The sequence below is a fragment of the Corynebacterium marambiense genome (genome assembly GCF_016342275.1).
GTDB lineage: Bacteria > Actinomycetota > Actinomycetes > Mycobacteriales > Mycobacteriaceae > Corynebacterium > Corynebacterium marambiense.
This window is the reverse complement of record NZ_JAEIOT010000004.1, coordinates 111,639-123,673: the sequence shown is the minus strand read 5'-3', so window position 1 is coordinate 123,673 and position 12,035 is coordinate 111,639. Positions and strand designations below refer to the sequence as shown.

The window sequence follows — 12,035 nt, the reverse complement described above, 5'->3', positions numbered from 1 at the left end:
GCGGAAGAACCCAGTGAGCACCCTCACCATCGTCGGAGCCGGCCCGAAAGCGGTCGCGGTCGCGGCCAAGGCCCACGTCGCCGAGCGTCTCGGACTGGACGTCCCGGAGATCACGGTGATCGATCCACATGGCGTCGGTGCACACTGGCTGGCCGCGGGCGGCTGGACGGACGGTCGCCACCGGTTGGGGACGTCCCCAGAAAAGGACGTCGGCTTCCCCTACAGGACCGAACTCACGGGCGACCACCGGATCGACGCTGAGATCGACCGTGGAATGGCGGCATTGTCCTGGACCTCCCATCTCATCGACGCGGGAACGTACGCCGCGTGGATTGACAGAGCTCGCCCACAGCCCATGCACAGCGAATGGGCTGCTTACCTCCGCTGGGTCAGTGAACGGATCGGGCTGAACCCCGTGCCCGGACGGGTCACCAACGCTGAGATCTCCGACAACGATTGGCGCATCCGGGTGGAGGACGCGATCTCCGGGACACCGAGAATCCTCTCGTCGGATGCCCTCATGCTCACCGGCCCCGGAACGAGTGAGCGTCGGTTCCTCCAGCACAGCAACGTGCTGAGCGTCGCCGGTTTCTGGGCCCGCATTGCCGCGGATGCCCGATTCACCGGCCGCGTCTGTGTCATCGGTGGGGGAGAGACCGCGGCGAGCATTATCGAAGAGCTCACGGCCCACCGGGTCGCGGAGATCGTTACGGTCGCACCGACCGCCTGCCTCCTGTCCCGAGGAGAGAACTTCCAAGAGAATGCGCTCTACACCGACCCGGAAGTTTGGACGTCACTCGACGCCGCCACCCGACGGGCGATGCTCTGCCGGACGGACCGGGGTGTCCTCTCCCTGCAGTCCCTGGAACTCATCGGACGCGATGGAAGGTGCAGGCACGTCATGGGATCGGTGTCCTCGGTGACAGCGAGCGCCACCGGCCCCGTCGTCCACGTGGAGCACCCCGGGAGTTCCGTCGCCGCCGACACGGTCATCGATGCCCGCGGCGCCGACCCGTCCTGGTTCATCGGTCTCCTCGGCGATGGCGCCCGGGCCCAGCTCGCCATGGCCGCCGGGTTTGATCCGGAAGGAGGCACCAGGAGGGCGGGGTTCGTCGCTGGTATCGAGGGAAGCATCAGACGTGACCTCACGGTCGACGGCATGGACCCGCCTCTCGTGCTCCCGACGTTGGCAGGCTTCAACCAGGGACCGGGATTCGGAAATCTCAGTTGCCTCGGGTTGCTCGCGGACCGGATCCTCGGGGGCATCTCGGGTGACGGTGACGGACTCGTCTCCGTGGGCAGCCGGGCCATCAGCGACAGAGGCTGACCGCGTTTCCCGGTGACGACGAACCAGCCAGGCGCACCAGACCATCAGACGAGAATGGATCCATGACCTCAACCTCACCCTCACCCTCTCAGCTCCGCCCCGTACCCGCACGCAACCGTGGCCCGGTGGTCCCGGTTGAGCCCGCGACGGTTGACGAGATGATCCGACTCGCGGCGCAGCGGCACCCGGATCTCGACGCCGTGGTGGCGGCGGATGCCACGCTCACCCACCGTGAGTTCGATGCCCGGGTCAACGCGTTCACCCGGACTCTCCTCGACGCGGGTGTTTGCACGGGGGACCGGGTCGCTGTCGTTGCCCGACGGTCGGCCGCACTGCCGATCGCCGCGGCAGCAGTGATCCGTGCCGGTGGCGTCTACACCCCCGTCGATCCGTCGAACCCGGCGGAGCGGATCGCCTACATCCTGGAGAACTCCGAGCCCGTTCTGGTGCTCACCGTCGGGGACGTGGAGCTTCCCGCCACGGATCTGCCGGTGATTCCGGTCCCCCTGGCTCCGGAGGGGGACACTTCCGCCGTCGACGCGCGGGAGCTCACTCGGCCGGTCACCCCGGAGGATGGCGTCTACCTGATCTACACCTCCGGGACGACGGGTGCCCCGAAGGGCGTCCTGAACGTGCACCGGGGTGCGGCCGCCCACATGCAGTGGTTTGTGCGCACGCTGGGGCCGGTCGAGGATTTCCGGTGGATGCAGAAGGCGCCCGTGGGATTCGACGTGAGTGTTGCGGAGATGATCACCCCACTGGCCGGTGGTGGAGCCGTTGTCCTTCCGTCCGCGACCTGGTGGCCGGGGGATGTCGACGGTTTCGTGGATGTCATCCGAGACAACCGGGTCACGGTGCTGTCTATGGTGCCGAGCCACATGCGGGTCGTCGCGGAGGTCCTGGAGGACTTCGGTGACTCCCTCGATACACTGAACGGACTCCGGTTCCTGCTCCTCGGCGGGGAGGCGGTACCGACGGATCTGGCGCAGCGCTGCCTGGATGAGATCGGATGCCGGATACTGGGCCTGTACGGTCCGACGGAGGCCGCCATGGACGTGACCTGTGTCGAGTACACCGCGGATTCGACCCCGCCCTGCCCGGAGGGCACCTGTCTGCTGGGGCTGCCCGAGGACAATGTCACCGTCCACATTCTCGACGCCGAGGGAAACGAAGTCGGTGATGATGAGACGGGTGAGCTGTATCTGGCCGGCGTGCAGCTCGCCGCCGGTTACGTCGGCGACGAGGAGCTCACCGCCCGGACGTTCGTGCCCAGTCCCTTCGAGGGGGATGCGGGTGGCCGTATGTACCGGACCGGTGATCTCGCGGGCTGGCACCGGGGGCAGATGTACTACGCCGGGCGGGTCGACGATCAGGTGAAGATCCGCGGGAACCGGGTGACCCTCGGTGAGGTCGAGTCGGCGTTGAGTGGGCTCGACGGCGTTCGTGCCGCTGCGGCGGTGGCCGACACGACAGGGGAGAATCCGGAGCTGCGGGGATTCATCGTGGCGGACCCGGGATGCCCGGACTACGACACCCTGGCTGCACAGATGCGGGGCCGGGTGCCCGCCTACGCGGTTCCCTCGACGATCACCCTGATTGACCAACTCCCCGTCACCGGGAACGGAAAGCTGGATCGCCGAGAGCTGGTCCGGCTCTACCATTCCCGGAAGTGACTTCCCTTTTTCGACGTTGTCCCGCACAGCACATCTCCAAGGAGCCTCCTGCATCATGACCAAGAATTCCAGTGCCATTCCGGATCGCGCGGAGGCCACGGAGCTCATCGCCCGGCACATGAGCGAACTGACCGGAACCGACCTTGTGCCAAGTGATGACTTCTTCGCATGCGGGGGACACTCGCTGTCCGCGATGAAGTTGCTCGGCAGGTTGCGGCGTGCCGGGCTCGACGTGGGTGTTGACACGATCCTCACCCACCGCACCCCGGAAGCCATCGCCGCCGCCGTCACCGCTTCTGACGGGGATGGTGCCGCACCGCGTGTCCAGTTGCCGGGTGAGGGCGTGTTGGTTGATTTTTCCGGTGGCGGCGGCGCCCCGATCTTCTGTTTCCATGCCGTCGTCGGGCTTGCCTGGAGCTACGCTCCTCTGGCGGGGCTGCTCGAGGGGGACTATCGGGTGATCGGTGTGCAGCTACCGGATGCGGAGACCACGTTGTCGATCGGCCTCGATCATGATGCGCTGTGCCGTTACTATCTCGACCTCGTGCGTCAGGTACAGCCCGAGGGACCGTACCGGCTTCTCGGGTACTCGTCCGGGGGCGCCCTCGCGCACACCATCGCGGGGATGCTGCAGCAGGATGGCGAGGTCATCGAGTTCCTCGGTGTCATAGATGCGTACCCGTCTGGAATATCTCCGGACACCCCGAACGGTCTGGCTGCGGCGTTGGACACCTTCATTCGTCACCATAAGCCGGATGAAGAGATCCCCGAGCTTCCGGGAGACGGTGGGTTCGGTGACATTCTCGCGGTTCTGGAGCACTTCGATGACGCACTGATCGGAGAGATGATCCGGGCGGCGGACGCCCCGAACTTCTCTGATGAGGAGATCGACGCCATGAAGGATGCCTCCGGGAGGTGTTTCATGATTCACATGACCGCCACCCGTTCGCCCTATACGGGGCCGGTGCTTGTTCTCCGGGCCGGGGACACGACGGATATGGCGGGCCTGAATTGGGAGCCGCTGAAGGCCTGGGAGGACCTGGACGGTGTGGAGCCGGTCAGTTCACACACCGTGGACAGCGCCCACCTCGCGATGAGCTCCCTTCAGGCGTGGGAATCGATGGCGCCGGTGATCGAGCGTCATCTCGCCCGGTGAGCGGAGGTTCCTTCCGGGGAATTCCGGGGGCGGTGGAAAGAGCAAGAGGTAACTTTGTTCGCTCCTTTACATGTTGGGTAGAATGAGGGTTTCCTAACCTTATTACCCACTTTTTGGAAGGGTCGTACCCATATGGCGCGGAGCAGCCGACACCACGACATCTATCCGATTAGCATCCGGGAGCTCGAGGTGATCCGGACGGAGGATGTCACGCCCGGAATGCGTCGGGTGGTTCTCGGTGGACCGGGTCTTCGGTCGCACGTCCGTGACGGGCATGACGTTCCCGCGTTCATCAGCGATGGATTCGATGATGATGTGCGCATCATCTTCCCCGACCCCGTCACCGGATCGCGGCCGTACCCGCCGCCGACGGGCGACGGGAGGCTCCAGTGGAATGAAGAGGTGAACCGCCTTTTCCGGACCTACACCGTGCGGCACTTCGATGCCGACGAAGGTGAGGTCTCCATCGATTTCGCCCGCCACGGCCACGGCCTCGCGGAGGGCTGGGCGTTGTCCGCGGCACCTGGGGCGAAGGTCTGGGTCGCGGGGCCGAAACGGTGCGGTGTGTTGCCGACCCACACGGATCACCTCGTCCTGGTGGGGGATGCTACGGCGCTTCCGGCGATCGGCCGCTGTCTCGAGGAGCTGCCTGCGTCCGCGTCCGTGACCGTGCTCGTGGAGGTTGCGGAGCAGTGTCATATCCAGCAGCTCGACAGCACCGCCGCAGTGGATCTGCGCTGGATAGTCCGTGCCGATGGTGGGGATCTCGCCGAGGAATTCGCCAAGATGGACTGGCCGGAGGGTCGCGTCTACGTGTGGTGTGCCGGGGAAGCGGGACAACTGCGGGCGATGCGCCAGGTCATCAAGGACCATGATGTTGATCCGGCGGATCGGGAACTGACCGGCTACTGGCGTGAGCAGGCCGAGGACGACGGTGGCGGGGCCGCCCCGGTGCGGGCGTTGGCCCGCCTCGCGGATGTCTCCGGTGGGCTGGCGCTCCGGGCGGCGGTGCGGACCGGAATCTTCACGGCGGTTGGGGCCGGTCATGACACCCCGGCGGCGCTCGCTGCCGCGACCGGCATGGATGAGTCGATCACGGTGCGTTTCCTCCGGTACCTCGAATCGCAGGCGCTGCTTCGGCTCGTCGTTGAAACGCAGGAAGATGGCCCAGTGGTCACCGGTGTCCGGTTGACGGCGATGGGCCGGGAACTCGCTGACCCGGAATCGAGTACGGTGCAGATGCTCGCGGGTCCGGGGCTGGTGAAGCTGTTGGCGTTTCTGCGTCTCGACGCAGCAGTGTGCAGCGGTGGTGCGGTTGACCTCGGTGCCCGGGCGGACGCGGGGGGCCTCGACGTCGCGGGAACGGTGTCCCGGGTAGTGGGCAGTCAGCAGGCGGCAGCGGCCGCGTGGACGGCGCCCGCCGTGATAGCGGCGCTCGACCTCCGGGCGGACGGCGACCGTCGGCCGGTGGTCGGCTTCATGGGGGCCGCCGCAGCGTCATATGCGGAGGAGTGCGCGCACCGCCGAACGGATGTCTCCGTGGTGTGCCTGTGCGCGGCGGGGGAGCCGGATGTGCAGCGCGCCGACGGGGTCGTCCGCCGCGGTTACGCGCCGGGTGAGCAGGTCTCGGGCGTCGATACGCTGGTTGTGGTGGACCCGTTCGCCCGTACGCTCCCGGGTGACGTTGCTGATCTGCTCGCCGCCACCGGGGTTCCGAGGTTGGTCCTGGTGACACAGCAACTGGAGGAGAGCGCCGGGGACGCGGAGGATTACGAGGCCGATCTCATCCGCCTGTGTGTCTCCGGGGCGTCGGTCCCGACCCGCCGGGACATCCGGGACACGCTCGGGCGGGCCGGCTATGTTCTCGACGCTGCGGAACCCGCCGGGTGGGGTTTCTGGCGGATCACGGCCACTCGACGGTAACCGAGGCCGAATCGGAGAGAGCGTCCCTTTCCAGTGCGTCTGCCTGGTATTCCGCCCGTGTTCCTGGACCGCGGGGCAGGGGGATGAGGTTGCCGCAATTCGTCCGGTATGGTTCAATAATTCGGTCGCTGACGTGGGTCGGCTCGCCGTGCGTTTCCGAGCGCGGGCCGAGACCCTTCGACATCGCAGGTACTGCCGGGCGGACTGTGTCCGGTTGGCCGGTGCTTGCTCATGTACGGTGTTCGTCGCCTTCACCGGGTTCTTCCCGGAGCGTCAGCGGCCGTGCAAGTACATCAGACCGCGTGTGTCCGGGTCGGAAATCCGGCGCACATTGAAATCCAGGTCAGGAGACCCATAGTGATTCAGCAGGAATCGCGTCTGCGGGTCGCCGACAACACTGGTGCACGGGAGATTCTGTGCATCCGCGTTCTCGGTGGCTCCACCCGACGCTTCGGCGGTATCGGTGACGTCATCGTCGCCACCGTCAAGGAAGCCACTCCCGGCGGCAACGTGAAGGCCGGCGAAATCGTCAAGGCCGTCATCGTGCGCACGAAGAAGGAGACCCGTCGTCCGGACGGCTCCTACATTCGTTTCGACGAGAACGCAGCCGTCATCATCAAGAACGACAGCGATCCGCGCGGTACCCGTATCTTCGGCCCCGTCGCACGTGAACTCCGTGAGAAGAAGTTCATGAAGATCGTCTCGCTGGCACCGGAGGTAATCTAAATGAAGATCCACAAGGGCGATAACGTCCTCGTCATCTCCGGTCCGGACAAGGGCGCACGCGGCAAGGTCATCGAGGCCTACCCGAAGCGTTCCAAGGTCCTGGTCGAGGGAGTCAACCGCATCAAGAAGCACGTCGCGAACTCCGCGCCCGAGCGTGGCGCCGAGTCCGGTGGCATCGTCACCCAGGAAGCGCCGATCCATGTCTCCAACGTCATGGTCATCGATTCCGACGGAAACCCGACCCGCGTCGGCTACCGTGTCGATGAGAACGGCAAGCGCGTGCGCATCTCCCGACGCAACGGGAAGGACATCTGAACATGAGCGAGAACTACACCCCGCGTCTGAAGACCCGCTACCGCGAGGACATCCGCACCGCGCTGTCTGAAGAGTTCAACTACGACAACGTCATGCAGATCCCCGGCGTCGTCAAGGTTGTCGTCAACATGGGCGTCGGCGACGCCGCCCGTGACGCCAAGCTCATCAACGGCGCACTCGAGGACCTCACCCTGATCACCGGTCAGAAGCCGGAGATCCGTCGGTCCAAGAAGTCCATCGCCAACTTCAAACTGCGTGAGGGCATGCCCATCGGCGCCCGCGTCACCCTCCGCGGTGACCGCATGTGGGAGTTCCTGGACCGCCTGCTGACCGTCGCCCTGCCCCGTATCCGCGACTTCCGCGGACTGTCGGATCAGCAGTTCGACGGCCACGGCAACTACACGTTCGGCCTCACGGAGCAGACCATGTTCTACGAGATCGACGTGGACAAGGTTGACCGTCCCCGTGGTATGGACATCACCGTCGTCACCACGGCAACGAACAACGATGAAGGCCGTGCCCTGCTCCGCGAGCTGGGCTTCCCCTTCAAGAAGCCGGGCCAGGAGCGCTAGTCTCCGTCAGCCCGCCGACAAGGCCGCCCTCCCCGAACCTCGGGGAGGGCGGCCTTTCGTCATTGTGGATGCGGCGCCGGTGCACACGCACCGGGTCATTGAATGAGATCAGCGACCCGGGCAAACACCTCGGGTGACACCATGCCCGGATGCGTGGTCTGCATCCGATGGACACGAAGGTCACCGCAGAACGGTCGCCACGTCCCTTCGTCCATGTGCTCCGGGTTGAGTTCGGCGCGGAACATGTCGATGGTTCCCGACCACGGGATCGTGCGGTGCTCCCGCATGATGCGGGCGTTGTGCCCGATCATGGTGGTGACGGAGGAGAGCACGGAATCGGGGAGCGCGCTGAACGCCCCGGGCGCGGCGCGTAGTGCGGCGACGACGGTGGCGGTGTCGAGCTCGCCGTAATCGTCCGGATCCTGCCCAGCCATCACGAGAACGCCGCGGAGCCGCTCCTGGTCGTCGGGGGCGGGTTTGCCGCGCCAGAGCTCGGCGGGGTAGGCGTCGAGGAGGACGAGGTGCCGTACCCGGATACCGGTGTCGGCGAGCCGGACCGCACACGCCTGGGCCAGTACACCCCCCACTGACCAGCCGACGAGCTCGACGTCGGTGATGTCCTGTTCGGCGCAGAGCGCCAGGATGTCCGTCGCGGCACGTTCAGCGGCCGCAACGATGGATGCGACCATCGGGGGACCGTCGGGAACCAGGCCCGGGGACTGGACCGCGAACACGCCTCGGCCGCTGTCGAGGAAGGGGATGAGACGGGCGTAGGACCAGCCGATGCCGCCCGCAGGGTGGAAGCAGAATACGGGGACCCCGGCGCGGTGCGGGCGCAACGCCAGCAGAGGCCGGAACCCGGCTGATCCGGAGTCGTGATCGCCACGGGCGGTGAGGTGGGCGGACAGGGCGCGGATCGACGGGGCCGCGAACACATCGGACACGTTGAGGTCCAGACCGGTCCGCTCCCGGAGCACTTGGGCGAGTCGGACCGCGCTGAGTGAGGTTCCCCCCAGATCGAAGAAGTTGGCCCGGGCTCCGGGCCGGATCCCCAGCACCTCCCGGAAGGCGTCGAGCAGGGATTCCTCCAGCGGGCCGACGGCGGGATCGTCGTCGGCGTCTGAGTCCACGGCAGGGGGATCGGGGAGCGCCCGGATATCGAGTTTCCCGTTGGTGGTCATCGGGAGAACATCCACGGTGACCACGGCGGACGGGATCATGTAGGCGGGAAGCCGACTGCGGGCGTGCTCCAGGACGGAGTCGGTGTCCGGTGGTGCGGAGTGGTCGCGGGGAACGATCCACGCGATGAGCGCATCCTCCCCGGAGCCGGGGAGCGGCCGCACCAGAACCGCGCTCGCGGCGATGTCGGGGTGTGCTGAGAGAACCTCTTCGATCTCGCCCGGTTCGAGTCGTTGCCCACGGAGTTTCACCTGGTTGTCGGCGCGCCCGAGGTAGAGTAGCTCGCCGTCGTCACGCCACTGCGCGATGTCCCCGGAATCGTACATCCGTTCGCCGGGATGGAACGGGTCTTCGGTGAAACGCTCGGCGCTCAGATCCGGGCGGCCGACGTACCCGGTGGCGACCTGGACCCCGGCGAGGAAGAGCCTGCCGGGGGCGCCGATGGGGAGTAGCCTGCCGATCGGGTCGAGGACATGGGTTCGGGTGTTCCACACCGGGGCACCGATCGGGATGGTCGTTTCACCGGGGCGCACCGTGTGCGCCGTGACATCGATGGAGGCTTCGGTCGGTCCGTAGAGATTGTGCACCTCGACCCCGAGGCGCTCGCGGCAGGTCGATGCGGTACGAGCGGGCAGCGCCTCGCCGGAGGTGATGATGGCTCGGAGTGCTGGGAGGTCGATGCTCCCGGTGTGCCACCGGAGGAACGCGTCGAGAGCTGAGGGGACGAAGTGACAGATCGTGGTTCCCGTCTCCCGGAGGACCGGAAGCAGCTCACCGGGATCGCGGTGGGCATCCGGTGCGGGCACCACGAGTCTCGGGCCGTGGGTGAGCGGAAGGAGGAATTCCCACCCGGATACGTCGAAGGAGGCCGGGGTCTTCTGGATCAGGGTGTCGTTCTCCCCGATGCCGTAGTAATCCGCCATCCACGCGAGGCGGTTGAGGATTCCCTCCTGCGGCACAGCGACGCCTTTGGGGGTTCCGGTGGAGCCCGAGGTGAACAGAATGTAGACGGTGTCCCGGGCTGTTGCGTGCGGGGCCGGGGCGGGGTCCCACTGGGGTGGTGCGGCAGGTGCGGGGCGCAGCACCGTTTCATCGAGTTCGATGATCGGGCTCAGTTCCGGTGTCGGTGTTCCGGTCGTGCGCCCGGTGATGAGAAGGTGTGGGTCTGCGGTGGCGAGCATATCCCGGCGTCGTTGTTCGGGAAGTGCGGGATCGAGGGGCAGCCACGCGGCCCCAGTGAGTGCGGTCGCGGCAATTGCGGTGCATAGTGCGGGCGAACGGGTGAGCTGCAGCGCGACGGTTGTTCCTGGTGCGGCGCCGTGCTCGTGGAGGACCGCGGCCAGGCCGTCGACGTCGGCCCAGAATTCCTCCCGGGTGATCCACTGCCCGTTCCACCACAGGGCCGGTTCGGTGGGCCTGGTGGTCAGGTCGGCGGTGCGCCGTGCGTGGATCAGTGCGTGGAGGGTGGGGTCGACACCGTCGGGGAGCGTGATCGGGTGTGTTGTTCCGTTGAATTCCTCCAGTAGGATTCGGCGTTCGTCGGCGTCGATGAGGTCCAGATCACCGAGGCTGAAGGCGCCATCATCGGCGGTGATGTCGGCGGGATCGACGTGGGCCAATTGGTTGACCAGGAGCGCGAGCCGCCGGGTGTGTGCGTCGAGCTGCTGTTGTTGTGCCGGAGTGCCGTGGGCGAGGGAGTGCAGGGTCATGCTGCCGTCGTCCTCGGACTGGAAGATCAGCTCGACATCGGCGACCGGGCCGACGGAGAGAGTGGTCAACTCGCCGCGCACCCCGTTGAACCGGAATGTCGGGGTGAAGGGGCGCAGGTTGATGGTCGGCCCGGTCATCCGGTGTGCGGGGTCGCTGATGCGCAGTAGTCTGCGGAGTTCCTCGCCGCGCAGCGTCCCGTGTGACCGGAGTTCCGCGAGCGCCGCGCCAGTCGCGGTGACGGTGTCCACGAACCGCGCGCGCAGGTCCGCGGTGTCGAGGCGGAGCGGGAGCAGATTGACGGCGGGGACGAAGTCGATGCTGCGGCTGCCCATCGGACGGTTCATCAGGGGGATACCGAGGGTGATGTCTGCGGATCCGGTGACGGCCGCCGTGTAGTGCGCGGTGACGGCGGCGAGGGCGTCCAGCTCGGTCACGCGCATCGTGCGGGTGAGGGCGCGGAGCGCGACGCGGGCGTCATGGTCGATGGTGGCGTGGGAACGCAGTGGGCGTGCCGGTCCCCGACCGTCCGCGGGGAGAATCGTGGGCGGATTCTCGGCGGCTACCCGCGCCGGATCCCGCCAGAAGGCGAGGTCATCGTCACCGGGGCCCGGGTGCGTGGTGGCCCAGTGGTCGCTGAACGGCGGTTGCGGGGCGTCGCCGCCCGTGGCGCGTGCCGTGTAGCAGGCCGCGATCCAGCGGATGAGCGCGCCGATGGCGTATCCGTCGGCGAGGATGTGGTGGAAGCGGGCCAACCACAACGGGCGGCCGTTCGCTCGCTGCATCAGGTGATGTCCGGTGAGTTCGGTGCCGGAGATCTCGTCCCCGCGGGTCATGGCGGGTACGGCGATGGTACGGCTGGCCCACTCGTCGATGTCCGTGTCGGCGTCGAGAGTGCCGGTGATGATGCTTATTGACGCAGGTTCCCACCGCGGGTCGGTTTCGGCGCGCAGTGTTCCTGAGGTGGTGCGGAGGAACCGGCAGCGGAACGGTTCGAGTGTGGAGAGGCAGTCGCGGATGGTGTCCGCCAGAAGTTCGAGGTCGATCTCCGCGTCAAACTCGATGAGTTCGGCGCACTGAAATGTCGTCCCGCCGGGGTCGGCGGCCTGGGCGAACCAGATGGCGGCCTGTCCCGGACCCATGTCATGGACGGCTGTGCTGGTGGTCATGGGTGATGCTCCTCGGCGGGGATGGCGGCGTGGAAGGCGTGTTCGCGGCCTGTCTCAGGTGAGTGCGGTGATCCATTCGTCGAGGGTCTGCAGGGACATGATCTCGTGGAAGTCGACCGTGGCGCCGTCGGCGCGCCAGGTCTCGACGAGGGTCACGGCGCGCAGTGAATCGAGTCCCTGTTCCACGAGTGGTGCGTGCGGATCGAGGGTGTCCGGGGTGATTCCGAGAATGTCGGCGGTGTCCTCGATGATGCGGGTTCCGGTGAGTGCGGGGGTGTCGCTCATGGA

The 12,035-nt window shown here is 66.8% G+C and carries 9 protein-coding genes; 7 read left to right on the top strand and 2 right to left on the bottom strand.

Going from position 1 to position 12,035, the window contains the following annotated elements:
- Nucleotides 1-13 precede the first annotated feature (13 nt).
- From JDV76_RS00610 to rplE, 7 genes are all read left to right on the top strand, one after another.
- On the top strand, nucleotides 14-1,327 hold the full coding sequence (locus tag JDV76_RS00610; protein WP_198734950.1) for a SidA/IucD/PvdA family monooxygenase: 1,314 nt from the start codon (nucleotides 14-16) through the stop codon (nucleotides 1,325-1,327).
- Nucleotides 1,328-1,389: 62 nt separating this feature from the next.
- Nucleotides 1,390-3,000: an amino acid adenylation domain-containing protein gene (locus JDV76_RS00605; protein WP_198734949.1), complete on the top strand. Its 1,611-nt coding sequence runs from the start codon at nucleotides 1,390-1,392 to the stop codon at nucleotides 2,998-3,000.
- Nucleotides 3,001-3,055: 55 nt separating this feature from the next.
- Entirely contained in the window at nucleotides 3,056-4,156 is a 1,101-nt protein-coding gene (locus JDV76_RS00600; protein WP_198734948.1) for a thioesterase domain-containing protein, read from the top strand.
- A 132-nt stretch (nucleotides 4,157-4,288) separates the two neighbouring features.
- Nucleotides 4,289-6,079, top strand: coding sequence for a siderophore-interacting protein (locus JDV76_RS00595; protein ID WP_198734947.1), 1,791 nt, complete (start codon nucleotides 4,289-4,291; stop codon nucleotides 6,077-6,079).
- 357 nt (nucleotides 6,080-6,436) lie between these two features.
- Nucleotides 6,437-6,805, top strand: a complete 369-nt coding sequence (rplN, locus tag JDV76_RS00590) for a 50S ribosomal protein L14 (protein ID WP_198734946.1) — start codon at nucleotides 6,437-6,439, stop codon at nucleotides 6,803-6,805.
- Nucleotides 6,806-7,120, top strand: a complete 315-nt coding sequence (rplX, locus tag JDV76_RS00585) for a 50S ribosomal protein L24 (protein ID WP_198734945.1) — start codon at nucleotides 6,806-6,808, stop codon at nucleotides 7,118-7,120. It begins immediately after the preceding gene.
- 2 nt (nucleotides 7,121-7,122) lie between these two features.
- Complete coding sequence (gene rplE, locus JDV76_RS00580; protein WP_198734944.1) at nucleotides 7,123-7,692, top strand: 50S ribosomal protein L5; 570 nt, start codon at nucleotides 7,123-7,125, stop codon at nucleotides 7,690-7,692.
- A gap of 95 nt (nucleotides 7,693-7,787) precedes the next feature.
- Here rplE and JDV76_RS00575 read toward each other — a convergent pair whose 3' ends face one another.
- Together JDV76_RS00575 and JDV76_RS00570 are read right to left on the bottom strand one after the other, a co-directional pair.
- A complete protein-coding gene (locus JDV76_RS00575; protein ID WP_198734943.1) occupies nucleotides 7,788-11,747 on the bottom strand; it encodes a non-ribosomal peptide synthetase in 3,960 nt (1,319 codons plus the stop codon).
- 54 nt (nucleotides 11,748-11,801) lie between these two features.
- Nucleotides 11,802-12,032, bottom strand: coding sequence for a phosphopantetheine-binding protein (locus tag JDV76_RS00570; RefSeq protein ID WP_198734942.1), 231 nt, complete (start codon nucleotides 12,030-12,032; stop codon nucleotides 11,802-11,804).
- Nucleotides 12,033-12,035: the final 3 nt, after the last annotated feature.